The following is a 25207-nucleotide window of genomic DNA, read 5'->3' as shown; positions in this document are numbered from 1 at the left end:
GCGGCATGAGCAGTGAAGTGATGGCCATCGAACAGGTCACCTTGAACGGCAACACCGTGACCCTGCTGCCGTTGCAGGCCGGGCACGCGGAGCCACTGGTGCAGGCCGCTGAAGACGGCGAGTTGTGGAACATGAAGGTCACGGTCATTCCGGGGCCTGCAACCGTCGAGACGTACATCGCCACCGCGCTGGCGGGACGCGTGGCCGGAACCGTCATGCCCTTCGCCATCGTGCACCGCGCCACCGGCAAGATCGTCGGCAGCACCCGGTTCTGGAAGATCGATCGCAAGAACCGCAAGCTGGAAATCGGCCACACCTGGCTCGGCCAGTCCGTACAGCGTTCCGGGCTGAACACTGAAATGGAATACCTGCTGCTGGAATACGCCTTCGAAGTCATGCAGTGCGTACGGGTGCAGTTCACCACCGACGAATTGAATGAGAAATCCCGCGCCGCCATTCTGCGCATCGGCGCGAAACAGGAGGGCATCGTCCGTCACGAGCGGATCATGCCCGACGGGCGCAAGCGCAATTCCGTACGTTTCAGCATCATCGATGACGAATGGACGGAGGTTAAAGCGCTGCTGCAGGCGAAATTGGCGCGCTTCAGCTGACGCCCTTGGTCGTTCCACCCAGACTCGACGCCGGTTTCAGGTTGATCTGAAACCGGTTTCAGGTATAACAGAACGCTTGTTTTCCACACGCCGCCGTTGGCCCACCATGACCCACTCTCCTGACACCTCTCCCGACTTTCATATGGGCTGGCTGCTGTTCGCGCTGGCCATGGGAGCGTTCGCCATTGGCACCACCGAATTCGCGTCAATGACACTGCTGCCTTTCATCGCCAGTGATTTCCAGACTACCCAACCGCTGACAGGGCACGCCATCAGCGCGTATGCCTTGGGCGTCGTAGTGGGATCGCCTGTGATCATGGTGCTCGGCGTTCGACTGCCGCGACGCGCGCTGCTGGTGGCCCTGGCCGCCTTCATTGGCGTCGCCAATGCCCTGAGCGCCATCGCTCCTTCACTGCCGTGGCTGGTGTTTTTCCGTTTTCTGAGCGGCTTTCCCCACGGGGCGTACTTTGGCGTCGCCATGCTGCTGGCCGCTTCTTTAGTGCCCAAGAATCGGCGGGCTCAAGCGGTTTCCCGGGTGTTTCTGGGACTGACCATCGCCACCATCGTTGGCGTGCCGTTCGCCACCTGGATCGGCCAGACCGTGGGGTGGCGCTGGGGCCTTGCAGTGGTGGCGGTGCTCGCCGCGATCACCGCAGTGCTCATCCGAACCCTGGCACCGGCCTCCCCGGCTCAATCCGACGCCAGCCCGCTGCGCGAACTTAACGCACTGCGGTCGCGCCAGGTGTGGCTCACGCTGGGCATCGCTGCGATCGGCTTCGGCGGGGTGTTTTGCGTTTACACCTATCTGGCTGCGACGCTGATCGAGGTCACCCATACGTCAGACTTCATGATCCCGGTGGTCATGGCCGTGTTCGGCGTCGGCACTACGGTGGGCAATCTGGTCTGCGGCTGGGCGGCGGACCGAGCGACCATGCGATCGGCCGGGATCTCCCTGGGATTCACCGCCCTGGTGCTGGCGCTCTACCCGTCTGCCACCGAAAACCTGTGGCTGCTGATCCTGCTGGTGTTTTTCATCGGCTGCGGGGTGGGGCTGGCGGCGATCCTGCAAACCCGTCTGATGGACGTCGCCCCCCACGCGCAATCGCTGGCCGGCGCCCTGGTGCAGAGTGCCTTCAACCTGGCGAATGCTATCGGCCCCTGGGTGGGCGGGATGGTGATTTCCGCTGGAATGGGGCTACCGGCAACGGGCTATGCCGCTGCGGTACTCACGCTGGGCGGTATGGGGATGTGGTATTGGGCCCTTACTGATGCTCATACCCGTGCGCGGCGATTCGAGAGCTCCGCCGCGTCAAAATCCTGATCGGCTCAGCCGACTTCGCTGTCGGCATCGCGACCGTGTGTCACCCTGTCGCGCCCCGACGGGGTGAAAAACCTTGTCCGCCTCGCTCGCGCAGGCATAATCGCTTCATCTACCGCAAGCTGTGAGTACCCGTTTTGAAACGCCCGTCTTTCTGCTCAGACCCCATTGCCGTCAGCAGTTGCGCCAACGGCTCGGTGCGCCGGGCTTCCCGCCGTCTGGGGCAAATCTACGACGAGGCTTTCACCGAGTGCGGCCTCAAAGCCACGCAGTATTCCTTGCTGTCTCAGATTGCCCGCAGCGGCCAGCCCAAAATGCGCGACCTCGCCCAGTCGATGGTCATGGACCTGTCAGCGCTTGGCCATACCCTCAAACCGCTGATGCGCGACGGCCTTGTCGAATTGCAGATCGATGAGTCGGACCGCCGCAGTCGCCGGGTCCTGTTAACGCAGGCAGGTCAGGACAAATACGCTGAGGCGCGCCATGTTTCTGACCGGGTGCAGCGGGTGTTTGACAAAACTTTCGGCGCCGAGGAAACCGTGAAGCTGCGTCAGGCCCTGGACTACATCGCTTCAGAAGGCTTTGCACAATCGCTGCTCGGCGAGTTGAAGGCCAGCGAGGCCTGAGCGCCAGACGCGTGACGGTTATTGATCCTCGGGCTCATCCGGCATCGGAAACAGCGTATCGACCTTATGCCGGTTGGACACTCGAGTCGGCGCCATGGCCGCGGATTCCGCAAGCTTGGTGGCCATTTCCCAATGACGGGCTTCTTGCCCTTCCGGTCGCCCTTCGGTTTCCCAAATCAATTGCGCCAGTTGACGAACAGCCTCTTCGTCCACACTCATGCAGCGTCCCCCTCGATATTTCAGACACTCATCGCCCGGTGTCAAATAGACCCCGAGGCCCCCTGCGGTGACCACGCTGGGGGAGCCGTAAATCAGCCAGTAACGGGGTGAGAACGCCCGCGCGCCCTCACACCGCTTGTAAGCGTTGGATAACGAAAACCGGCCTCCTGGCCCTCTGCGCATCGTTGCGATCCCGCGACCACGCATCACGTCGAAGTCTCCTCTCAGCGTTGCCTGCGGTTGAGCAGCAGGCTCACCACCAGTCCTACGCCGGCCGCCGTCGCGACGGCGGCCCACGGATTGGCCCTGACGAAGCCTTTGGCTTCATTGAGGGCTCGGGTGACCGGCGGCTCAATAGGTAGGACATCACCCTCGGTCACGCTTTCCCCACGCAATGCCGCTTCTTTGAGAAACGCCACCAGGCGGTCTCGCGCCACATTTGTACGGTCCTCATGCAACGCATCCCCCGCGGCCAGCAAGGCGTTGGTTTCGTTGATGAAGGTATTCAGCTGCGCGCGGGTCTTCGCGTAAAGATCCTCGCTCAGTGTTTCGGTGAGTGTATCGGTCAGTTTGCTCATGGACGTTCCGTGTTCAGGGGTGTCGAGAAAGGTTGACCCGGCCTGAAGGTGATTCGTTCCGAGAGATTGCGCCAAGGTAATGGCATGGCCAGGCTTGAAACTGCGAAGGCCTCAACCGGGCGTCGCGTCGTCGGTCGAAGCGCTGACAGCATGGGTGGACCCGTCGTGATTTTCCACAGTCGCTTGCGGCACCAGCCACTTCTTGAAACGGGCCGGGCTGCCTGCATACATCGCATTGGCGGGAACGTCGGCATTCACCACGCTGTTGGCAGCGACCACGCTGTTCTCGCCGATGCTCACGCCCGGCAATACCACGGTGCCCGCGCCGATCCACGCGTTCGCACCGATGCTGATCGGCGACGAACGCGTGTGGGTGTGACGCAACGCGGGGTTCAGATCGTGCGTGGTGGTGCACAGACGAACCTGCGGCCCGAGCATCGCATCCGGGCCTATGGTGATGCTCGCTTGATCCAGAAACACACACCCGGCATTGATCAGTACGTTCCGACCCAACGTGATGCGCCCCCGCTCAAAATAGAACGGCGGGCGGATAACCGCGTTGCCCGCTGTCATTACCCCGGTTTTAGCCAGCAGACGGTTGCTTTTTTTCTTCCCCAGATCATGGGTATGCAACAGCCGAATGTACTCGGCAGGCGTGAGAGTTTTCCTAAATTCGTACAGCCACAGCATCATGGACTCGATCGCGTCAGAAGAATGAAATCGCTGGCCGCTCAGCATGGACGCCAGCGTTGAACGTCAGCATGATTCTAGCGCTTGCCGAGCGCGCCGTATCGAGTGTCGATGCGCTACAACCTGCGATTGGGCGTCACGACTCGCCCGTAAGTCCCATGAAAAAGCCCGGCACAAGGGCCGGGCTCGAATACGCGCGCAACAGAAACTAGAGGCCTCGCGGCTTGCCGTCACTCTGCGGCAGGTGCTTCCCTGTGGGCACCGGATCATTGCTGGTTCTGGCCGGGTGTATAGGGTCTACAGCCGGGTCGGACACGTCCGGCGAGTCAGGGTCGAAGCCCAATTCGGGGTCAACGTTACCATTTTTATCCCCAGCGCCGGGCGCAGCCGGACGCTCGCCCGCGCGCTGCTCAAAACCGGTTTCGTTGTCTGCCTGGCCGCTCACGCCTTTCTGCGAAATGTTGCCTGGCGCATCTGGATTCATCTCCATCACGATTCTCCATCCTCATGGCGCGGGATATCCACACACATACCTCTCGGAAAACCTTGCCTGCCAAGAGTGCCCGAAGATGGACGAATGGCGTGATCGCAGCAAAACGTCGCTCACAGGCATGCGGGCGTCGGCTTCATAGCCTTAAGTCGGATGGCAATCCACTACGCTCCAGCCCACTATGGAGGCCAGCTTTGAGCTGCGCCAACCGCGTGTCGTGAAACCGAGGATGCCCACGGGATACGCTGGTGATGTGAAAGCGGACGGAGGTAGAGGTCAACGGATAGGTGACCACTGACTGCTTCAGAATGTACACACCAGAGGCTCACCGTGCTCGTACCCCTGCCCTCGATCAAACGCGACCTCGAAGAAACCGCGACTCACCTCGAACACCTCTCCCAGTCGATGGCAGGTCACTTGGCCTACGCAACCTTCCGACAGCCTCATCAGCCTCATACCGAAATTGTCGGTAGAATCCAGGCCATTCACTCGTCAGTTCAGCAATTGAAAGCAGCAGCTGCTCGAATCGAGTAAAACCCACAAAGGGGCTCCAGACAGATGACTGCAGTGGCCTGTGATAAACGCGTATAAGTGCCTTCCAGCTACCCGCCTCCAACGTTGCCCTGACCGTTAGCCGCGCCGCTCGTTACCAGGAGGTCAATGTGCGCAAGGATTACCTCGCTTTTTTTCTTTCGCTGTTTTTGTCCCGGTTGGCGGATCAGATCCTGCTGTTCATCGTGCCGCTGGTGGTGTTCCAGACCACTCAAAGCGCATCCTGGGCCGGGCTGGCGTTTTTCGTCGAGTCACTGCCGCGTTTTCTCGCGTTTCCGTTGTGCGGAGCCCTGTGCGACAAATACGCACCCGTGCGCATCCTGCATGTGAGCCAGGTCTGTCGGGCCGTGCTGTGTTTACTGGCAATGGCGTTTCATGGCCTGTTCGGCGGCATGGCCTGGCTGGTAGGGCTTTCGGCACTCTGCGGCGTGCTGACCACTCAAGGCATCATGGCGCGAGAAGTGCTCATGCCGCACATCTTCCAGCATTACAGCTACACCAAGACGCTGTCCTACTCGCAGATTGCCGATCAGACCGGCTGGGTCCTCGGGCCGCTGCTGGCAGCGCTGATGCTGGAAGCATGGACTTGGCCTTGGGTTGTGCTGTGGGCCGCAGGGCTATTTTTGCTCGCTGACCTGAGCATGCTCGCGTGGCAGCGCCTGAGCGGGATCACGGTTGCAGTCTCCGAGCCCCATCAGGGCGTCTGGGTGCAGCCGATCAAAGTCGCTTTGCGGCATATCCGTGATCGAGCAGCGCTGCAAAAGATCATCACGCTGGCGGTTGGCGTCAATCTGCTCGTCGGTGTCACCCTCGCGACTTCAGCGGCGATGGTCATGGGTCAATACGGCGCGGGCAAAGAAGCTTACGCAGGCCTCCAGGCGGCAGGTGCCCTTACGACGATCTTGATTCTCGTCGTGATGGCCCGCGTCCCGCTATCGTTGCGACTGCTCGGCGGTGCCGGCTATTCGATGATCGCCATCGGCGCCTTCGTCTGTGCCATAAGCCCGACACTGATCGGCTATGGGGTCGGATTTTTGCTGATCGTCACCTTCGACAAGGTCTTCAACGTCTACATGCGCACCCTTCGACAACGGGTGATTCCCCCTCGGGATTTTGGCAAAACCGTCGGCGTGATCACGCTGCTCAACAACCTGTCTCAGCCCATGGCCGGATTACTGGTGGCGCTGCTCGCAGCCCACTTGAGGCTGCAGACAGTGATCCTGCTGCTTGCGGTATTGACCAGCCTGCTAGGCGTCGTCGCGTGGTGGTGGTTTGCGGAAAGACACCACCCCACCCCTACGTCCGTACACAAGGTCGATCAACACGCAGGACAATGAGCCAGGCCTTCCCAAATCCGTAGCCAGGGCGTTTTATCAATCGTCGAGCGCCTGTCCGCTCAAGGGTGCTACAGCTCGTCACCTCGGCCAACCTGCGTGGGACCTTATCGACTACTGTATGCCCAAACAGTATCAAGGCTTTTTCAAATGGACGCCGCACCCAACACCGAATGGCCCGATGAATTCACCCGCGAGGAGATGCTCGAACAACAATCGCGCTTGCTCATCGAGGAATGCCACATGCTTCAGAAGGAACTGAGCCGGTACCGGAAAAACCTGGCCAAGCTGGTGGACATGCACAGCACAGTCACGACTGAACGCGACAAACTTCGCACAGCGCTCGCCCACACTCAGGCTAGGCTGTCAGACTGCTTGCGGGAAAACTCCGCGATCAGCAACCGCATCGGCGGCCTTGAAGGTTGCAGGGACCAGTTAGCGGAAATCCATCAAGCCGAGCGCCAGCGCTGCAGCACAATGGCACCACTTAGTAAGGACTGATTCATGCTGCAAGAACGAATTGACGCGCTCCGACTCCCAAAATCGACTCGAGGGGACATTGACGACCTGGTGCGTGCATTGAATGCGGCGAGCGACAAAGAAGCGATCGAACGCGAGGCACAGATGCAGATCGCGTTCATCGTCAGCCAGGAGAAAGCCAAAAAACTGCGCTCGGCGGACATCGAGGCGCTTTACATCATCTTCGACGATGCCGTTCAGGCTAAATTAGAGGAACTCGACTGCACGCATATAGGACTCATGTCGGCTGATTGATGCCGGGGCGGGTCGGGCTGCGGGTTCCTGAAGCTCAATGAGACTCCACTTAAAAAGCCCTATAAATGAAAAAGCCCAATCTGAGAAGATCGGGCTAAGTCATTGAAATATATGGTCGGGACGGAGTGATTCGAACACTCGACCCCTAGCACCCCATGCTAGTGCGCTACCGGACTGCGCTACGCCCCGACTAGGCGTGTATCTGTTGGGCTTCTTGCGGAAGCGTCGAGGAATATACCCTAAGCATTTGAATGATGGAAGTATTTTGAGTCATCGATCTACTTCCGTAGCACGATGAGCACGTCTTCCAACTCTGTGATCATCTGCTTGATCAACTGCTTGTATTGCAGGGAATCGTCCTTGACCTCATCGCTGGACATCCGGAGACGCGCCCCACCGATCGTGAAGCCCTGGTCGTAGAGCAACGCGCGTATCTGTCGGATCATCAGGACGTCCTGTCGCTGGTAATACCGACGATTCCCGCGGCGCTTGACCGGGTTGAGCTGAGGAAACTCCTGCTCCCAATAACGCAAAACGTGCGGTTTCACCGCGCAGAGCTCGCTGACTTCACCAATGGTGAAGTAGCGTTTGCCAGGGATAGGCGGTAGCTCGTCGTTATGACTTGGTTCCAGCATATGCCTCAACTCGGGCCTTCAATTTCTGCCCTGGGCGAAAGGTGACCACACGGCGAGCCGTAATCGGAATTTCTTCCCCTGTTTTGGGATTTCGACCCGGTCGCTGACGTTTATCTCGCAGGTCAAAATTGCCGAATCCGGACAATTTGACCTGCTGATTATCCTCCAGAGCGTGCCTGATTTCCTCAAAGAACAGCTCAACCAGTTCCTTGGCTTCTCGTTTGTTCAGGCCTAGCTCTTCGTACAGACGTTCGGCCATCTCAGCTTTCGTCAGAGCCCCCATACGCTACTTCCTTAACGTGGCGTTTAACCTTTCCTCTAGCGAGGTGAGAATTTGCTGCGTCGAAGCGTTTACCTCATCGTCGGTAAGAGTGCGCGATGGATGTTGCCAGGTCAAGCCAACGGCAAGGCTTTTTCTATGCGGATCAATGCCTTTACCCTGATAGACATCAAAGAGCCTTAGGTCTGTAAGCCATTCCCCTGCATTTTCACGAATAACGTCCAGTACAGCGGTCGCTGCAACCTCGCGGTCCGCCAGCAACGCCAGGTCACGCCGGACCTCTGGAAAGCGGGACAATTCGTGGAATTTCGGCAAACGCCCTTCGACCACATCCGCCATGACCAGCTCAAAAACGAACACCGCGCGGTCCAACCCTAGTGTCTTCACCAGCTCCGGATGCAGTGCACCGATGAAACCGACCTCGCGACCATCGCGTTCAATTCGGGCTGTTTGCCCAGGATGAAGTGCAGGATGATTGCCTGGTACGAAACGGAAGTCATCCAGCGCACCCGCAAAACCGAGTATCGCTTCTACGTCAGCCTTGACGTCGAAAAAGTCCACGGCATCCCGCCCTTGCGCCCATCCTTCCGGCAAGCGGCTGCCGCAAATCACACCCGCGAGCATGGGCTCTTGCTTCAAACCTTCCAGTTGACCGACGAAACGCAGGCCGCTCTCGAAAAGGCGCACCCGGTCCTGCTGGCGGTTGAGGTTATGCTGCAACACTTTGACCAAACCCGGCCACAGCGACGAGCGCATCGCCGCCATGTCAGCGGAAATCGGGTTGGCCAGCAATAGCGGTTCAACACCGGGATTGAACAGCTCGAACCATTTCTGATCGATGAAGCTGTAAGTGATCGCTTCCTGATATCCGCGAGCAACCAGCAAACGACGCAGCGCAGGCAGATCGCCGCGGGCCTCGGGGCGGGCTTGAGGCGCCAGACGCGCCTGCGGGTAACGCACCGGCAGACGGTTGTAGCCGTAAAGACGGGCCAGCTCTTCGATCAGATCGACTTCCAGGCTGATGTCAAAACGGTGACTGGGCACTTCAACGCGCCATTGGCCGGCTGCCTCGGTAGACACCTGCAGACCCAATGCCGTGAGCAGACGCTCCACTTCGGCGGCGTCCAGGGTCATGCCCAACATCTGCTCGATACGGTCGGCGCGCAAAATGACTGGCGCAATCGTTGGCAAGTGCTGTTCGCTAACGGCTTCAGTGATCGGTCCCGCTTCCCCGCCTGTGATTTCCAGCAACAGGCCGGTGGCGCGCTCCATGGCTTCACGGGCGAGCTGCCAATCGACACCGCGCTCATAACGATGCGAAGCATCGGTGTGCAGGCCGTAAGAGCGAGCCTTGCCAGCGACGGCAATCTGATCGAAGAATGCGCTTTCGAGAAAAATGTCGCGAGTCGTCGCGGTGTTCACGCCGCTGTGCTCGCCCCCCATCACCCCTGCGATTGCCAGGGCGCGCTGATGGTCGGCGATCACCAAGGTGTCTGCGCGCAAGCTGACTTCCTGACCGTCCAGCAGAACCAGCTTTTCACCTTCTTCCGCCATGCGAACGCGGATACCACCGTTGATCTCGGCGAGGTCGAAGGCGTGCAATGGCTGACCCAGCTCGAGCATCACGTAGTTGGTGATGTCAACGGCAGCATCGATGCTCCGCACTTCAGAACGCCGCAGGCGCTCGACCATCCACAGGGGCGTCGGACGCGACAGATCCACATTACGAATGACACGACCCAGATAACGGGGGCATGCGGCGGGCGCGAGCACCTCCACCGAGCGCGCTTCATCGTGAACGGCTGGAACCACGTCGACCTGCGGACGCGTGACCTTGGCGTCGTAGAGCGCGCCCACTTCACGGGCCAGGCCCGCAACGGACAGGCAATCGCCACGGTTCGGCGTCAGGTCGACTTCAATGCTGGCATCGTCCAGTTCGAGATAGTCACGAAAATCCTTGCCAACCGGTGCATCGACCGGCAGCTCCATCAGACCGTCGTTGCCTTCGCCGACCTGCAGCTCGGATTGCGAACACAGCATGCCGTTGGACTCGACACCGCGCAGCTTGGCCTTCTTGATCTTGAAGTCGCCCGGCAATTGTGCGCCGATCATGGCGAAGGGAATCTTCAGGCCCGGGCGCACGTTGGGTGCACCGCAGACCACCTGAAACGTTTCCGAGCCATTGCTGACCTGACAGACACGCAGCTTGTCAGCGTCCGGGTGCTGCTCGGTGCTCAGCACCTCACCGACCACAACACCGCTGAAAATACCGGCCGCCGGGGTCACGCTATCGACCTCCAGACCGGCCATCGACAGTCGGGCAACCAACTCGTCACGGGAAACCTGCGGGCTTACCCAGCCGCGCAACCATTGTTCACTGAATTTCATCCTGCTCTCCTAAAAAGTTCGTGACGGGCGACCTAGCGAAATTGCGCGAGGAACCGTAAGTCGTTGTCGAAGAACAGGCGTAAGTCATTGACGCCGTAACGCAGCATGGCCAAGCGCTCCGCGCCCATGCCAAAAGCAAAACCCTGGAACTCTTCCGGGTCGATGCCGGACATGCGCAGCACGTTCGGGTGGACCATGCCGCAGCCCATCACTTCCAGCCAGCCGGTCTGTTTGCAGACGCGGCAGCCCTTCCCGCTGCACATCACGCACTCCATGTCGACTTCTGCGGATGGCTCGGTGAACGGGAAATAGGAAGGACGGAAACGCACTGCCAGTTCTTTTTCAAAGAACACGCGCAGAAACTCCTCGATGGTGCCTTTCAAGTCCGCGAAGTTGATATCGCGGTCAACCAACAGGCCTTCCACCTGATGGAACATCGGGGAGTGAGTGATATCAGAGTCGCTGCGATACACACGGCCTGGGCAGACGATGCGGATCGGCGGCTTGTTCGCTTCCATGGTGCGGACCTGTACCGGCGAGGTATGAGTGCGCAGCAGCATGTTGGCGTTGAAATAGAAGGTGTCGTGCATCGACCGGGCCGGGTGATGGCCTGGGATGTTGAGCGCTTCGAAGTTGTGGTAATCGTCTTCCACCTCAGGGCCTTCGGCGATGCCGTAACCAATATGAGTGAAAAACTGTTCAATACGCTCCAACGTGCGGGTGACCGGGTGCAGACCGCCGGTGGTCTGTCCGCGGCCGGGCAACGTTACGTCGATGGATTCGGCGGCAAGTTTGGCGGCGAGATTCTCTTCCTCGAAGGACGCCTTGCGTGCATTGAGGACCTCTGTGACACGCTCCTTGGCGACGTTGATCAGCGCGCCTACCTGCGGGCGCTCTTCGGCCGGCAGATTGCCCAAGGTCTTCATCACCTGGGTCAATTCGCCTTTCTTGCCAAGGTAATTAACCCGGATTTGCTCCAGGGCATTGATATCTTCGGCGCTTTGCACAGCCTCAAGTGCTTGAGAGACCAGCGCGTCCAGGTTTTCCATGTACAGACTCCAGATACAAAATAGGGGAAGAGCTTACAAGGCTCTTCCCCTATTTAAGACGTTTAACACCGGGCCCCAAAGAGCCCGGTGATTGTCGGGGACTTAGGCCAGAGTGGCTTTAGCTTTCTCGACAATCGCAGCAAACGCCGCTTTTTCGTTCACTGCCAGATCAGCCAGAACCTTACGGTCGATTTCGATCGACGCTTTTTTCAGGCCAGCGATGAAACGGCTGTAGGACAGACCGTTGATACGCGCACCAGCGTTGATACGAGCGATCCACAGAGCGCGGAACTGACGTTTTTTCTGACGACGGTCACGGTAGGCGTATTGGCCAGCCTTGATTACCGCTTGCTTGGCAACACGGAATACGCGTGAACGCGCGCCGTAGTAGCCTTTAGCAAGTTTCAGAATTTTTTTGTGACGCTTACGGGCAATGACGCCACGCTTTACACGAGCCATGAGTTACTTCCTCTATTCTTGATCAAAATTAACGAAGGCGCAGCATGCGCTCGACTTTCGCGACGTCAGACGGATGCAGCAGGCTGCTTCCGCGCAGTTGACGCTTACGCTTGGTCGACATTTTGGTCAGGATGTGGCTCTTGAAAGCGTGCTTGTGCTTGATGCCATTCGCGGTTTTCAGAAACCGCTTAGCTGCACCACTTTTAGTCTTCATCTTTGGCATGTTCGGATACTCCGCATTCAGTTGATAAACATAACCGCAAGGCCTGCCGTGCCCTGGTGGTTATTTCTTCTTTTTCGGGGCGATGACCATGATCAGTTGGCGTCCTTCCATCTTAGGATGCTGTTCGACCGAACCGTATTCGAGCAGGTCACCTTCAACCCGCTTCAACAGTTCCATCCCCAGCTCCTGGTGGGCCATCTCACGACCGCGAAATCTCAAGGATATCTTGGCCCTGTCCCCGTCACTCAGGAAACGTACCAGGTTGCGTAGTTTTACCTGGTAATCCCCTTCCTCCGTCCCTGGACGAAACTTGATTTCTTTAATCTGTACTTGCTTCTGGTTTTTCTTCGCCGCAGCGACCTGCTTCTTCTTCTCGAAGATGTGCTTGCCGTAGTCCATTACGCGACATACAGGTGGCACTGCGTCGGCAGAAATCTCCACCAAATCGAGTTTGGCTTCCTCAGCAATACGAAGCGCTTCATCAATCGAGACGATGCCAATCTGCTCGCCGTCAGCGCCAATTAACCGAACCTCGCGTGCCGAGATATTCTCGTTGATCGGGGCCTTCGGTGCAGCTCGTTTATCTTGTCTCATTTCACGCTTAATAATAATTACTCCGAATCTTGGCGACCACGCCGGGAAACCGCTTGTGCGAGGAACTCCGAAAATTGGGCGACCGGCATTGAGCCAAGGTCTGCGCCTTCACGGGTACGCACAGCGACAGTTTGCGTTTCAACCTCCCGATCCCCGATGACGAGGAGATAGGGAACCTTGAGCAACGTATGCTCGCGGATTTTAAAGCCGATCTTTTCATTTCTCAAGTCAGACTTGGCACGAAACCCGCTTTCAGCCAGAGTTTTTTCCACGTCAAGGGCAAAATCTGCCTGTTTATCAGTGATATTCATGATCACTGCTTGAGTAGGAGCAAGCCACGCCGGGAACGCACCTTCGTAGTGCTCGATCAGAATGCCGATGAAACGCTCAAAGGAACCCAGAATTGCACGGTGCAACATGACCGGATGTTTGCGCCCATTGTCTTCCGACACGAATTCGGCGCCCAAACGGATAGGCAGGTTGAAATCGAGCTGCAATGTACCGCATTGCCAGACACGACCCAAGCAATCCTTGAGAGAGAATTCAATTTTCGGACCGTAAAACGCACCCTCTCCCGGCTGCAGATCGTAAGGCAGGCCTGCGCTATCGAGCGCTGCGGCTAACGCGGACTCAGCACGGTCCCATAGGTCGTCCGACCCTACCCGCTTTTCAGGTCGAGTGGAGAGCTTCATCTCGATGTCTTTAAAGCCGAAGTCAGCGTACACATCCATGGTCAGCTTGATGAAGGCTGCGGATTCCGCCTGCATTTGTTCTTCAGTACAGAAGATGTGAGCGTCGTCCTGAGTGAACGCGCGCACGCGCATGATGCCATGCAGCGCACCTGATGGCTCATTCCGGTGACAGGCACCGAATTCCGCCAGACGCATCGGCAGCTCTCGGTAGCTCTTCAGGCCCTGATTGAACACCTGCACGTGGCAAGGGCAGTTCATCGGCTTGATGGCGTAGTCGCGGCTTTCCGATTCGGTGGTGAACATGTTTTCGGCATAGTTCGCCCAATGACCCGACTTTTCCCACAGGGAGCGATCGACAACTTGCGGCGTCTTGATCTCGAGGTAGCCGTTTTCACGCTGAGTCTTGCGCATGTACTGCTCGAGTACCTGATACAAGGTCCAGCCGTTCGGGTGCCAGAACACCATCCCCGGTGCTTCTTCCTGAGTATGGAACAAGCCAAGGCGTTTACCGATCTTGCGGTGATCGCGCTTCTCGGCTTCCTCGATGCGCTGGATGTAGGCAGCCAGCTGCTTCTTGTCAGCCCAGGCCGTGCCATACACTCGTTGCAATTGTTCATTTTTGGCATCACCGCGCCAGTAGGCACCGGAGAGCTTGGTCAGCTTGAACGATTTGAGGAAGCGGGTGTTCGGCACGTGCGGACCGCGGCACATGTCGACGTATTCCTCGTGGTAGTAGAGACCCATGGCCTTTTCATTGGGCATGTCCTCAACCAGGCGCAGCTTGTAATCCTCGCCGCGGGCCTTGAAGACTTCAATGACTTCAGCACGCGGGGTGACTTTCTTGATGACGTCGTAATCCTTCTCGATCAGCTGTTGCATGCGCTGCTCAATGGCGGCGAGATCGTCAGGGGTGAATGGCCGCTCGTAGGCGATATCGTAATAGAAACCATCATCGATGACCGGACCGATGACCATCTTCGCGGTCGGGTACAACTGCTTGACAGCGTGACCAACGAGGTGTGCGCAGGAGTGGCGAATGATCTCGACGCCTTCCTGATCCTTGGGGGTGATGATTTGCAGGCTCGCGTCGGCGTCGATCAGATCGCTGGCATCGACCAACTGACCGTTGACCTTGCCGGCAACGGTGGCTTTGGCCAGGCCTGCGCCAATGGACGCGGCGACTTCGGCTACGGAAACCGGGTGATCGAAAGAACGTTGACTGCCGTCGGGAAGAGTAATAGTTGGCATGGCGCCTCCTCTCCTAGTGGTGACCCCTACCAAAGGTCACGTGGGTTGGGATAGAGCCAGTACGCGATTCGGCGGTGTACCTGCCTCACAGTGGCAGGAGCCCAAGGGCCAACCATTCAACCGAACCAGAGTGACTGGAATGTACAAAATGACAGGTCCGCAACGGACGAAACCTGACCCGCGAGACGCGAGCGAATCTGCAGGACGCGCATGCTATCACAGCCCACCCGCTCTACGTCAGGCCGACCGCGACGGATTATGGCGAAAACACGTCCACTGACAGAGTGGGAATCGTCCGAACTGAACTGCGATATCCCGCTGTCGTCAGATAATTTGACACCCCCGTTAAAGGCCCTTGGCAATGGGGCCGATAGACAAGAAGGAAACCATCATGACATTTCTACGTGTTGCCGCCCTCCTCGCACCCATGGCGCTGGCTCTCCCGTTCAGCGCTCATGCCGCCATGGATGCGAACACCAAGACCACCTATATGAATGAATGCGCTGCCGCAGCAACTCAAAACAATCCCGGCATGGATACCAATGCAGTCAAGGCGCACTGCGAGTGTGGCGCACAGCAGATCAACAAGAATTTTTCGGACAAGGAAATTGCATCGCTGAATGACACAACGACGCCTCCGAGTACCGAAATGACCGCTCGACTGCAAAAAGCCGTGAGTGAGAACTGCCTCAAGGGCAAAAAATAAAAAATTTACATTCGGCAGCCATGGGTCAGAGGCATCGGGTGGACGATGCCATGCGCAACCTTCTGAAGCCCTCGTCGTTCGCGGGCTTCAGCCACTTCGAAGGCATGGGGAGACTCCGATTGAGCGCCGATGAACCGGCTGATCCCACGCGAATTCTTCCTATATATTTGCGGCATTGACGCAAAGTTCTAACCGAAAAAGTCCAGCATCCACACAATTCGACTATGATAGCCCCCGTGTGCCCAGTTGGCCTGAGCAGCACAGCACTACTGAATATTATGTTTCTGGAGATACACCATGTCTAATCGCCAAACCGGCACCGTAAAATGGTTCAACGATGAAAAAGGCTTCGGCTTTATCACTCCACAGGGTGGCGGTGACGACCTGTTCGTACACTTCAAGGCTATCGAATCCGACGGTTTCAAAAGCCTGAAAGAAGGCCAGACTGTCTCTTTCGTGGCTGAGAAAGGCCAAAAGGGCATGCAAGCCGCTCAGGTTCGCCCGGAGTAATCCGAGCGCGCTGAAAAAACCCGTCGCTGACGGGTTTTTTTATGCCTGCGAATAACGCGATCAGCCGCAGTTCACGCGGGTGACGATGGCGGCTTGATCAGTAGTGAGGTTCAGGCGATCCGATCGGTACTCGAGTGTCACCATGTCGTTGGGGCCGAGGACCCTGGCCGTCTGCGCGCCGGCCTTGACCCGTGCTTGGTCCAGCAAGGCAGGTGAAGCGGGCTTGCCTAGCGCGAATTGAGCCCCAGCAGCATCACAACGGGATTGGCTCGTGTCAGCGGTCGTCGCACCCTGTACAGGTGAAGACGGCTCGGAGGTACTGCTGCATCCCGCCAGCAGCGCGGCTGCCAGAATCAGTCCCGACGATGCATATTTCCAGCGCATAACAGCTCCTTACGTTTAACGAAAAATCACCCCTCTGCGACAGCGTCCGTACTGCTTGGTTTCCCAAACGTGGTGTGTGAGACGCCATAAGCCGATGCCAGGATGCGCTGGAGTCTGCCCGAGCCCGAGGCGTTGTGGTCAAACAAATCGTGACAAAACGTTAGGCTTTTGTAGGTCATTCATTGCGCCGACCCAGCGTCCGGCCGGCGTTGCAGGTCGCATGACCTCTCGCGAGAGTCACTGCGAGGGCGCCGCGCGCTGAGCCAGGAGGTGATGTGACCAGCGCTGATGATTGCGACCATCGCACTCGATAGCAGCGAACACTGGGCACCGGTAGCTGCCCAGGGCGTTGGGAAACGGACACTCTTGCGCTACCCCACCAGGCTGCGGTGCAGCGCGTAGGCCGGATTATTGAAGCCGCGCGAGACGCTGCGTCAGGAGGTCGAAAAAGCCTTGTGCATCACCGTTTTCAACCCAAAAGACGTTTTTAGGTTGTTGCAGCGTGTCGTACCAGTCGGCGACGGTCTGGCCGAAGCCAGGCCCCTCCCGGCTGTCAATCGACACATTGATCTGCCTGCCGCTGAACAGCTCTGGCTTCAACAACCATGCAATCACGCTGGCGTCGTGTACCGGGCCGCCTGGCAAACCGTAGTGCACCATGTCAGCTTTGACGTATTCATTGAGGATGTTGCTGACCAGTTTGCCCGCCAGATTGTGAAGCCCCTCTAGGCGTTGGATTCGCTCGTCGCTGGTAAGGATCTTATGCGTGACGTCCAGAGGCAGATAGGTCAACTTGACGCCGCTGGCCAGCACGACTTTGGCAGCGTCTGGGTCGGCATAAAGATTGAATTCGGCCACTGGGGTGATATTGCCGCCGTTGAAGTGCGCGCCCCCCATGACCACCACTTCCTTGATGCCTTGGGTGATGTCGGGCGCCTGAATCAACGCCAATGCCAGGTTGGTCTGTGGCCCCAACATGGCAATGGTGATGCTGTGGGGTGCAGCCTTGCTCAGGGTCTCGATCAAATACTGCACCGCATTGCCGTCGGCCAGGCCTTTCTTCGGCTCGTGGACTTCAACCCCCTGCAGCCCTTCCTTGCCATGGATGTTTTCGGCATAGATCGGCGGTCGCACCAGCGGCCGGCCTGCCCCGGCATACACCGGCACCTCTTCGCGCCCTGCCCACTCGCGGGCCAGACGCGCGTTGCGCGAGGTCTTGTCGATTCGTACGTTGCCCGCGACGGTCGTGATCGCACGGATGTGCAGCTCATCCGGCGAGGCGAGCGCTAGCAGCAATGCCACCACGTCGTCTGCCCCGGGATCGGTGTCGATGATGAGGTCGCGCTTTTCAGCGGCCTGTGCCGCAGCTGAGAAAATGGCCAACAGTGCGGTACTCCTGATCAATCGGAGGAGAAAGTGACGGCAAAAGTGCATAGGAAACTCCCTGTTTCATGGATGCGACGCAATCCGGGCGATCAGAAGACCACGCCCGCGATCAACGCTACGTTGGTGTAAGGCTGACATTCACCGGTGCGCACGATGGCCCGCGCGCTACGGCTTAACTGTTTCAATGCTTCGTGGGTCATAAGACGCTGCTCGCCCAAGCTGCCAGCGGCATTGAGCTGATCCAGGACCAGGAGAGCTGGCGGCTGTTTTTCACGTATTTCGTGGGCGATGATGTGGCTTTCGACCTGCATTTCCGCCAGCACGGTGTTCAACACGCTGACAAAATCCGGAACGCCGTGGGTCACCGCCAGATCGATGAGTTCGACCCCGGCAGGGACGGGCATGCCGGCATCGACGATCATCAGCACATCCCCATGCCCCAAGGATGCAACCACGCGGGACAAGGCAATGTTGAGCAGAGGTGTTTTTTTCATGGCTGATAACCCAGAACGTCTTGGACCGTGGGGATGGACGGTTGAGCGCCGGAGCGCGTGACGGACAACGCCGCAGCGGTCTGTCCGAAAAGGATTGCATCGGATTCGGATTTTCCGCCTGCTAGCGCAGCTGCGAACCCCCCAACGAACGTGTCGCCAGCCGCCGTAGTGTCGACGGGACTCACCTTCGGCGCCGGGAAGTGCTGGGAGCGGGCTTGGGTGGCAAACAGCGCGCCCTGCTCGCCCAAGGTGACGATGACCTTGCCAACACCCGCTTTCATCAGTGCCGAGGCAGCGGCATCGGCGGTGGCGACGCTCTCCACCGGCAACCCGGTCAGCGCGCTCGCTTCGCTTTCATTCGGGATGAGGTAGTCGATCCAGCCGTACCATTCGGCAGGCAGGGGTCCACTTGCAGGCGCCGGGTTGAGGATGACCGTCTTGCCCAGCTCTCGACCGCGCCTGAGCACGTGCCCCACTGTCGCCATCGGAATTTCCAGCTGACAGATGATGACGTCGGCCTGGCGCAACAAGGCGTCGAAGCCGTCGACCACTGCTGACGTCACATGACCATTGCCACCGGCGACGATGACGATCGCATTCTGACTGCTGTCATCGACCACAATCAGCGCGACGCCGCTGGACTCGCGCTCGATGCGACTCACAGCCTGACAGTCAATACCTTCAGCCAGCAGCGCTCCACGCAGCTGCTCGCCATACGCGTCGTCACCCACGCAACCGATCATGGCGACGCTGGCACCGAGGCGCGCCGCCGCCACGGCCTGATTCGCACCTTTGCCACCTGGCACCGTGACAAAAGAGCGCCCAGTCAGGGTTTCGCCCGCTTTCGGCAGGCGTGGCGCGCGGGTGACCAGGTCCATGTTGAGACTGCCCACTATCACTATTTTTGCTTGCATGACGTTTGTACTCTTCCATCCGGACCCATCGGGTGCGGCTCAGCGAAACTCGTTGAATGCGGTTGCGGGCGGTGCGGTGGATTCGCGTAGCACGAGGCTGGGCGCGACGATCATCCGCTGCACTGGGCTGTCGCTGCGCGTTGAAATCCGTCGCAGCAGCACTTCGGCCGCCTGCTCGCCCAATTGCAGAATCGATTGTCCGACCGTGGTCAGCGCCGGGTAAACGTACTGGCTCATCTGAATGTCGTCGAAGCCCATGATCGACAAATCCGCCGGAACGCGCACATTACGCTCGGCCGCCGCGCGCAATGCGCCAATGCCGACCATATCGTTGGCGGCGAAAATCGCTGTGGGTCGATCACCGTCCAGCAATTGACTGGCCGCCTGATAACCGCTGGGGGCGGTGAAATCACTTTCTACTACCCAGGCGTCGGGCACCGCGACGCCGACTTCCAGCATCGCACGGTGATACCCGGCCAGACGCATCTTCGCTACGCTGGTTTGCACCGGACCGCAGATACACGCGATATGACGGTGTCCCAGTTGCAGCAGATGCGAAGTGGCAAGGTAAGCACCCAGCTCATGATCAATCCGCACCAGATCAGCGTTGACGTGCTCAAGATCACGGTCGACGATCACCATGGGCGTCCGTACCGAAGACAGACTATCGACGAGGCTGTCGCCCCCACCGACAGACGACACAATCAAGCCGTCCACGCGCTTTTCGAGCAACACACGGAGGTAATTGCGTTGCTTTTCGAGGTTGTCATCGGAGTTGCAAAGGATGACGCAAAAGCCATTGCGCTCACAGTAGTCCTCGATCCCTCTCGCCAACTCCGCAAAATAGGGGTTGATGCCATTGGGAATCAGCAGCCCGATGGTCGCCGTGGACTTGGCTTTTAGCGAACGCGCGACGGCACTGGGCACGTAGTCCAGCTGCGCAATCGCAGCCTCGACTTTCTTGCGCACTTCGTCACTGACTGGTCGCGTTCGGTTTACGACATGGGACACGGTCGTGTAGGAAATGCCTGCGATGGCAGCGACATCTTTGATGGTGGCCATATCAGCCGCGCCGCTGAGCGCGATGGCTGCGATAGGTGTCGAGCACCACCGCCACGACAATCACCGCGCCGGTAATGATTCGTTTGGTGGGCTCGGTGGCGCCTATTTGCGCCAGGCCTGCAGCGAGTACCGAGATGATCAGCACACCGAAAAACGTGCTGATTACCGATCCCCGCCCGCCCATGAGGCTCGTACCGCCTATGACCACTGCGGCGATGACCTGAAGCTCCAGGCCTGACCCGGCATTCGGATCAGCCGCTTCAAGACGGGAGATCTGGAACAAAGCAGCGACGCCCGCCAACAACCCCATGAGGGAGAAGACCAGAATCTTGTAGGGCTTTGGATTGATCCCTGCCAGACGCACGGCTTCTTCGTTGGTGCCAATGCCGATCAGGTAGCGGCCGAATACTGTCCGGGTCAGCACGGCCTGGGCCGCAAAGATCACGATCAACGCGATGACGAAGGATGGAGAAATGCCAAACGCAAATGGATTCGACAGCCAGGCATAGGAATCCCCGATGTATGCCGTTCGGGAATCCGTCAACTGGTACGCCACACCCCGGGCCATCTCGAGCACACCCAGCGAAACAATGAACGATGGAATGCGCCAGGCCACGGTAATCGAGCCAGTCAGAGTACCGGCCACCGTCGCGCAGGCCATGCCCAACAACGCCGACGGCAACACGCTCCAGCCCCAGCCGAGCATGGCCACACTCACCGCTGATGCAGCCAGTGCCAACACGGAGCCCACGGACAAGTCGATGCCGCCAATGATCAGAATGAACGTCATGCCAACGGCCAGCACCATCAGGTCCGGAATCTGGTTCGCCAGCGTGCTGAAGGTTTCGTAGGACAGGAAGTGATCGCTGAGCAATGAGAACAGCACGATCATCGCCAGCAAGGCGCCCGCCAGACCGAGGTAGGTCCCGAGGCCGAAATAGTTGCCAGTGCGCTTGCCCGGCGAAGGCAGCGCGGCAGAGGTAGTCGAGGTTTTCATCAGTCGTTCCTGGGCGCGGCTTCGGACAGCAGCGCATCACGTTTTTGATAGCCAGCAAAGGCTGCGGCGAGCAGTTCGTCCTGGGTCCAGCTGTTCCTGTCGAAGGTATCGATCAACCGACCGGCAGACAGCACGCCGATACGGTCACAGATCAGCATCAGCTCGCGCAGGTCGCTGGACACCACCACCAGCGCTCTGCCCTGACGGGTCAATTCGCCAAGCAGCGCGTAGATGTCGAACTTGGCGCCGACGTCAATACCGCGCGTGGGCTCATCGAACAGCATCACCTGACAGTCACGTTCCAGCCAGCGACCGATGACGACCTTCTGCTGATTGCCGCCCGACAACTCCGACACCAACTGCGTGGGGCTCGAGCTGCGAATGCGCATAGCCTCAACCTGACGCCTGGCGAGCGCCATTTCCGCGTTGCCGTTGACCACGCCTGCGGCGGAAATCGCCTCCATGTTCCCCAGCGCGATGTTGGCGCTGATGGACTGCGACAGCAGCAGGCCTTCGCCTTTACGGTCCTCGGTGATCAGCGCAATGCCATGGCTGACGGCATCCACTGGCGAGCTGACCCGCACCGTTTGCAGCGGGCTACCCACCTGGATACTGCCGCTGTCAGCCGTGTCGGCGCCGTAGATCAGGCGCAGCAGTTCGGTTCGCCCGGCGCCGATCAATCCGGAGATGCCGAAGATTTCCCCCGCCCGCACGTCAAAGGACACGTCCCGTACTTTGTCGGCGCGAGTCAAGCCTTTCACCGACAAAGCCACGCTGCCAATCTTGCGCTCGCCAAGGTCGATGTGCTCGCCCAATTCACGGCCCACCATCAGCGTGACCAACTGCTCACTGTTGTAATTGGCCATGGCGTCAACACACACCAGCTTGCCGTCGCGCAACACTGCAATGCGTTGAGCAACACGCGCCAGCTCTTCCAGGCGGTGAGAGATGTAAATGATGGAAACGCCGCGATCCTGCAGCCGCGTGATCTGTTCGAACAGCATTTCCACTTCGCGGGCCGTCAGCATGGCGGTCGGTTCGTCGAGGATCAGCACATGACAATCGCCGATCAAGTTGCGCGCGATTTCGACCATCTGCTGGTGACCGATGCCCAGCTCGCCCACCAGCGTATCGGGGTCAATGGCTTCGAGCCCCACTTGAGCCATGGCCTGGATGGCAGCCTCACGCAGCTTTTTGCGGTGGATGAAACCGGCGCGGCTGGGCAGGTTATCGAGAAACAGGTTTTCGGCGACTGACAGGGTCGGCAGCAGATTCAGTTCTTGCATGACCATGCGTACGCCCAGCTTTTCAGCCTGAGTACGACTGGCGGGCGCATACGGCCGGCCTTGGAACAGCATGTCGCCGGTGGTTGGGGTGACCAGTCCACCGATGATTTTTGACAGGGTACTTTTGCCCGCACCATTTTCACCGGTCAGCGCCAGCACTTCGCCGCGCATGAGCGTCAGGTCAATGTCACCGAGGACAGGTTGGGCGTAGGTTTTGCCGATGTTACTGACGGACAGAACAGCGGCCTGAGCAGACGCTGACATAACGCTCTCCACGCGCCTGCTCCCGTAGGAAGCAGGCGGTATGTACGGACGATTGAGGAACGGGGCTTATTGCGGCTTGGTAACCAGCTCGACCGGGGTCTCGATCACACCGTCTTTAATGTCGAGTTTGTCGCCCTTGATCATCTTCAGCGCGGTATCGATGCCGAACACTGCCTGACGGGCCGCGAACTGGTCAGCGGTTGCGAGCACACGACCGTCCTTGAGCATCGGTTTGATGGCATTGATGTTGTCGTAACCCACGACCTGGACTTTGCCCGCCTTGCCCGCCGCGCGAACGGCCGACACGGCTCCCAGCGCCATGCTGTCATTACCGGCCAGCAGTGCTTTCAGGTTCGGGTATTCGTTGAGCATGGCCGAGGCGACGGCGTTGCCTTTGTCGATTTCCCAGTTACCGGACTGTGTCGAGACGATTTTCATCTGCGCGGCGTCCATTGCATCCTTGAAACCGGCGGTGCGTTGCTGCGCGTTGGTGGTGGTCGGCACGCCCTCAATGATGCCGACCTGGTCACCCGCGGTCAGCTGTTTGGCGAGGTAGTCCCCCACCAGCTTGGCACCTTTGCGGTTGTTCGGGCCCACGAATGGCACTTCGATGCCTTTGCTTTTCAAAACGTCGGCATCAAGCTGGTTGTCGATGTTGACGACCTTGATGCCTGCTTTCATCGCCTTGTCGATCACCGAGGCCAACGCCTTGGAGTCAGCAGGGGCGATGACGAGCGCGTCAACTTTCTTGACGATCATCTGGTTGACGATATCGATCTGCGCGGCGGTATCGGACTCGTTTTTGATGCCGTTGGAGATCAGGTCGAAGTCACTGGAATGCTGTTTCTGGTATTGCTTCGCCCCGTCCTCCATGGTCAGAAAGAATTCGTTGGCGAGGGATTTCATCACCAGCGCGACCGTGGGCTTTTTGGCGTCGTCGGCGTAGGCGGATGAGAGAGGTAGGATTACCGCACTGGCGGTGAGCATGGCAACAGCGAGAAGACGTGCAGCGAATGGCAGCTTCATGGAATCACTCCGACATTATGATTATTTTATCGGCACCGCTTGCAGACTCAGGCCAGAATTAACCCTTAGCAAACGTTTGCGTGGATGAAACTATGGGAATACCTGCGGAATTTGTCAACAGCTACACACTCACCTTTCATCTTTTCGGAAGCATCCTACGTCCAAGGGGTGCGCTATACCCGCATGCTCGGCGTATGTCGGACAGCACGAACGTGCTCTACGCCGTACTAAATGATGATTTTAGTCAGCTTCGACGCGCGACCCTGCGCTAAGATAGCGGCGATCTGACATCGGAGGCCGTGCCCCCCCGAGGGCAGTAATACCGAACAATTGATGGAGCGCAAATGACAGACCCGGCCACACAGAACATCCCTGCGGAGGACGGAAACGACCCTGCTTCGGAATTCATTCAGTCGATGATTTCAGCATTACCTGGTGCGAGTGCCGTGGGCAAAAGTCGCGCAGCACATCTGCAGTGGTATGAATCGCTATCTGAAGAGAACCAAATGCACGTCCGCGACAAGCTTCGGGAGGAGATTGCCAAGGTGCGGGAACAATTCGGCAAACGCTCGAATGTGTTCTCCGCACAGTCTGTACGCCTCCGGGATCACGGCTGAGCCGCGACCCTCTGAGCGGTTTTAGACTGATCGTCTACAACCTCAACGCGTGCCGTACAGGCTTATTCGACCTAGATCAGTCCTCCTTTTTCACCGTCGCCACTTCGTCCGCGCGCACCTTTACCGTCTTGCCCGAGATGTCTTTGAATTCATAGAACCCGTCTGCGGTCTTGGTCTTGGGTGCGTCTTGGGTGATGTATTGCGTACCGTTTTGCAGCGTGACCACGGTGGCCGTCGAACACCCGGCCAATATCGCACAACACACGATTGCCATGGGCAGGCCGAAGCTTCTGATCTTCATGGAGATTCCTCTTTCTTCCTGTCATCGCGAACTGATTCGCCGATAGAGAATCTGATCGACGCGATAGCTTTTGGTTCGCAAGACGGAAACTGATAGGACAAATCAATCCGCGCGGTCATAGCAGAGATTCTTCTTACCGCGAGTTGCGAAACGTCCCACAGTGAAATACTGTATGCACATACAGCTAACAAGGGATCAAGTCCGTGTCTACCACCGTCGCTTCAGCACCCGCCCCTTACGAACGCCTGGCCATACGCGTACAGAAAATCATCAACTCGCCTACTGCGCAAAAGTCCCGCGCTGCGTTGATCTTTCGAATGGCTGACGAACTCGAAGAGGACTGGAATCAATTGCTAGAGGAGATTGCCGAAAACGATAACGTGACCCTTGCCTGGCGCGATGACGGTGGCGTGCAGATTTTCTGGACCGTGCCCAAGGAAGATTGATCCACCCGCAGATATACGTCGCGAAAAAATACTAGCCGCTTCGCCAGGCGAGCC

30 protein-coding genes, 1 tRNA gene and 1 pseudogene are annotated in these 25207 nt (G+C 58.5%); 10 read left to right on the top strand and 22 right to left on the bottom strand.

What is annotated here, in order from left to right:
- Positions 1–5: 5 nt before the first annotated feature.
- The 3 genes from B3N48_RS21485 (at position 6) to B3N48_RS21475 (ending at position 2555) form a co-directional block, all read left to right on the top strand.
- Positions 6–611: a GNAT family N-acetyltransferase gene (locus tag B3N48_RS21485; protein WP_414704267.1), complete on the top strand. Its 606-nt coding sequence runs from the start codon at positions 6–8 to the stop codon at positions 609–611.
- 106 nt (positions 612–717) lie between these two features.
- The gene (locus B3N48_RS21480; RefSeq protein ID WP_296187251.1) at positions 718–1932 is read left to right on the top strand and encodes an MFS transporter; all 1215 of its coding nucleotides are present in this window, start codon (positions 718–720) and stop codon (positions 1930–1932) included.
- 134 nt (positions 1933–2066) lie between these two features.
- Entirely contained in the window at positions 2067–2555 is a 489-nt protein-coding gene (locus tag B3N48_RS21475) for a MarR family winged helix-turn-helix transcriptional regulator (RefSeq protein WP_296187250.1), read from the top strand.
- A gap of 81 nt (positions 2556–2636) precedes the next feature.
- Here B3N48_RS21475 and B3N48_RS21470 read toward each other — a convergent pair.
- The 4 genes and pseudogenes from B3N48_RS21470 to B3N48_RS21455 form a co-directional block, all read right to left on the bottom strand.
- Positions 2637–2774 (bottom strand): annotated as a pseudogene (locus B3N48_RS21470) (DUF2934 domain-containing protein); the annotation flags it as partial.
- 224 nt (positions 2775–2998) lie between these two features.
- Positions 2999–3352, bottom strand: coding sequence for a glycine zipper domain-containing protein (locus B3N48_RS21465; RefSeq protein WP_296187248.1), 354 nt, complete (start codon positions 3350–3352; stop codon positions 2999–3001).
- Between the two features lie 111 nt (positions 3353–3463).
- Positions 3464–4090 (bottom strand): DapH/DapD/GlmU-related protein, encoded by a 627-nt coding sequence (locus B3N48_RS21460; protein ID WP_296187246.1) that lies wholly within the window; start codon positions 4088–4090, stop codon positions 3464–3466.
- 160 nt (positions 4091–4250) lie between these two features.
- Positions 4251–4487: a DUF6021 family protein gene (locus B3N48_RS21455; RefSeq protein ID WP_414704271.1), complete on the bottom strand. Its 237-nt coding sequence runs from the start codon at positions 4485–4487 to the stop codon at positions 4251–4253.
- 707 nt (positions 4488–5194) lie between these two features.
- Here B3N48_RS21455 and B3N48_RS21450 point away from each other — a divergent pair.
- From B3N48_RS21450 to B3N48_RS21440, 3 genes are all read left to right on the top strand, one after another.
- Positions 5195–6421: an MFS transporter gene (locus B3N48_RS21450; protein WP_296187244.1), complete on the top strand. Its 1227-nt coding sequence runs from the start codon at positions 5195–5197 to the stop codon at positions 6419–6421.
- Positions 6422–6568: 147 nt separating this feature from the next.
- Complete coding sequence (locus tag B3N48_RS21445) at positions 6569–6919, top strand: hypothetical protein (protein ID WP_296187242.1); 351 nt, start codon at positions 6569–6571, stop codon at positions 6917–6919.
- A gap of 6 nt (positions 6920–6925) precedes the next feature.
- Positions 6926–7192: a hypothetical protein gene (locus tag B3N48_RS21440; protein ID WP_296187579.1), complete on the top strand. Its 267-nt coding sequence runs from the start codon at positions 6926–6928 to the stop codon at positions 7190–7192.
- Between the two features lie 112 nt (positions 7193–7304).
- Here B3N48_RS21440 and B3N48_RS21435 read toward each other — a convergent pair.
- From B3N48_RS21435 to thrS, 9 genes are all read right to left on the bottom strand, one after another.
- Positions 7305–7381, bottom strand: a tRNA-Pro gene (locus tag B3N48_RS21435).
- Between the two features lie 89 nt (positions 7382–7470).
- Positions 7471–7827 (bottom strand): MerR family transcriptional regulator, encoded by a 357-nt coding sequence (locus tag B3N48_RS21430; protein ID WP_296187240.1) that lies wholly within the window; start codon positions 7825–7827, stop codon positions 7471–7473.
- The gene (gene ihfA / locus B3N48_RS21425; RefSeq protein WP_296187238.1) at positions 7808–8110 is read right to left on the bottom strand and encodes an integration host factor subunit alpha; all 303 of its coding nucleotides are present in this window, start codon (positions 8108–8110) and stop codon (positions 7808–7810) included. Before ihfA ends, B3N48_RS21430 begins: the two co-directional genes overlap by 20 nt.
- A gap of 3 nt (positions 8111–8113) precedes the next feature.
- The gene (gene pheT / locus B3N48_RS21420) at positions 8114–10495 is read right to left on the bottom strand and encodes a phenylalanine--tRNA ligase subunit beta (RefSeq protein WP_296187236.1); all 2382 of its coding nucleotides are present in this window, start codon (positions 10493–10495) and stop codon (positions 8114–8116) included.
- Positions 10496–10527: 32 nt separating this feature from the next.
- Entirely contained in the window at positions 10528–11544 is a 1017-nt protein-coding gene (pheS, locus tag B3N48_RS21415) for a phenylalanine--tRNA ligase subunit alpha (RefSeq protein WP_296187234.1), read from the bottom strand.
- Positions 11545–11646: 102 nt separating this feature from the next.
- On the bottom strand, positions 11647–12003 hold the full coding sequence (gene rplT, locus B3N48_RS21410; RefSeq protein ID WP_007905879.1) for a 50S ribosomal protein L20: 357 nt from the start codon (positions 12001–12003) through the stop codon (positions 11647–11649).
- Positions 12004–12031: 28 nt separating this feature from the next.
- Entirely contained in the window at positions 12032–12226 is a 195-nt protein-coding gene (gene rpmI, locus B3N48_RS21405) for a 50S ribosomal protein L35 (RefSeq protein ID WP_002553160.1), read from the bottom strand.
- Between the two features lie 60 nt (positions 12227–12286).
- A complete protein-coding gene (gene infC / locus B3N48_RS21400) occupies positions 12287–12838 on the bottom strand; it encodes a translation initiation factor IF-3 (protein ID WP_296187576.1) in 552 nt (183 codons plus the stop codon).
- Positions 12838–14760 (bottom strand): threonine--tRNA ligase, encoded by a 1923-nt coding sequence (gene thrS / locus B3N48_RS21395; RefSeq protein ID WP_296187216.1) that lies wholly within the window; start codon positions 14758–14760, stop codon positions 12838–12840. The genes infC and thrS overlap by 1 nt, the downstream gene beginning before the upstream one ends.
- A 391-nt stretch (positions 14761–15151) precedes the next feature.
- On the opposite strand from thrS, the gene B3N48_RS21390 reads away from it, so the two are divergent.
- Positions 15152–15466 (top strand): hypothetical protein, encoded by a 315-nt coding sequence (locus tag B3N48_RS21390; protein ID WP_296187215.1) that lies wholly within the window; start codon positions 15152–15154, stop codon positions 15464–15466.
- A 297-nt stretch (positions 15467–15763) separates the two neighbouring features.
- Complete coding sequence (locus tag B3N48_RS21385; RefSeq protein WP_003179963.1) at positions 15764–15976, top strand: cold-shock protein; 213 nt, start codon at positions 15764–15766, stop codon at positions 15974–15976.
- Between the two features lie 60 nt (positions 15977–16036).
- Here the strand turns inward: B3N48_RS21385 and B3N48_RS21380 are convergent, their stop codons facing one another.
- The 8 genes from B3N48_RS21380 to B3N48_RS21345 form a co-directional block, all read right to left on the bottom strand.
- Positions 16037–16360: an I78 family peptidase inhibitor gene (locus tag B3N48_RS21380; protein WP_296187185.1), complete on the bottom strand. Its 324-nt coding sequence runs from the start codon at positions 16358–16360 to the stop codon at positions 16037–16039.
- Between the two features lie 408 nt (positions 16361–16768).
- Positions 16769–17794, bottom strand: coding sequence for a nucleoside hydrolase (locus tag B3N48_RS21375; protein ID WP_296187184.1), 1026 nt, complete (start codon positions 17792–17794; stop codon positions 16769–16771).
- 41 nt (positions 17795–17835) lie between these two features.
- A complete protein-coding gene (rbsD, locus tag B3N48_RS21370; RefSeq protein ID WP_296187183.1) occupies positions 17836–18240 on the bottom strand; it encodes a D-ribose pyranase in 405 nt (134 codons plus the stop codon).
- Positions 18237–19154, bottom strand: coding sequence for a ribokinase (rbsK, locus tag B3N48_RS21365; protein WP_296187182.1), 918 nt, complete (start codon positions 19152–19154; stop codon positions 18237–18239). The genes rbsD and rbsK overlap by 4 nt, the downstream gene beginning before the upstream one ends.
- A 39-nt stretch (positions 19155–19193) precedes the next feature.
- On the bottom strand, positions 19194–20216 hold the full coding sequence (locus B3N48_RS21360) for a LacI family DNA-binding transcriptional regulator (protein WP_296187181.1): 1023 nt from the start codon (positions 20214–20216) through the stop codon (positions 19194–19196).
- 1 nt (position 20217) lies between these two features.
- Positions 20218–21213, bottom strand: coding sequence for an ABC transporter permease (locus tag B3N48_RS21355; RefSeq protein ID WP_296187180.1), 996 nt, complete (start codon positions 21211–21213; stop codon positions 20218–20220).
- A complete protein-coding gene (locus B3N48_RS21350; protein WP_296187179.1) occupies positions 21213–22763 on the bottom strand; it encodes a sugar ABC transporter ATP-binding protein in 1551 nt (516 codons plus the stop codon). The genes B3N48_RS21355 and B3N48_RS21350 overlap by 1 nt, the downstream gene beginning before the upstream one ends.
- A 66-nt stretch (positions 22764–22829) precedes the next feature.
- Complete coding sequence (locus B3N48_RS21345; protein WP_296187178.1) at positions 22830–23789, bottom strand: sugar ABC transporter substrate-binding protein; 960 nt, start codon at positions 23787–23789, stop codon at positions 22830–22832.
- Positions 23790–24133: 344 nt separating this feature from the next.
- On the opposite strand from B3N48_RS21345, the gene B3N48_RS21340 reads away from it, so the two are divergent.
- Positions 24134–24406 carry a hypothetical protein gene (locus B3N48_RS21340; RefSeq protein ID WP_296187177.1) on the top strand — a complete coding sequence of 91 codons (273 nt, stop codon included), beginning with the start codon at positions 24134–24136 and terminating at the stop codon, positions 24404–24406.
- 76 nt (positions 24407–24482) lie between these two features.
- Here the strand turns inward: B3N48_RS21340 and B3N48_RS21335 are convergent, their stop codons facing one another.
- Positions 24483–24707 (bottom strand): YgdI/YgdR family lipoprotein, encoded by a 225-nt coding sequence (locus tag B3N48_RS21335; protein ID WP_296187176.1) that lies wholly within the window; start codon positions 24705–24707, stop codon positions 24483–24485.
- A 203-nt stretch (positions 24708–24910) separates the two neighbouring features.
- Between B3N48_RS21335 and B3N48_RS21330 the strand changes: the two genes are divergently transcribed.
- Complete coding sequence (locus B3N48_RS21330; RefSeq protein WP_296187175.1) at positions 24911–25153, top strand: DUF1654 domain-containing protein; 243 nt, start codon at positions 24911–24913, stop codon at positions 25151–25153.
- Positions 25154–25207 lie beyond the last annotated feature (54 nt).

This window comes from Pseudomonas sp. UBA1879 (genome assembly GCF_002338065.1).
Classification (GTDB): Bacteria; Pseudomonadota; Gammaproteobacteria; order Pseudomonadales; family Pseudomonadaceae; genus Aquipseudomonas.
Note: the sequence above shows the minus strand (reverse complement) of the source record. Positions and strands in the feature narration are given on the sequence as shown.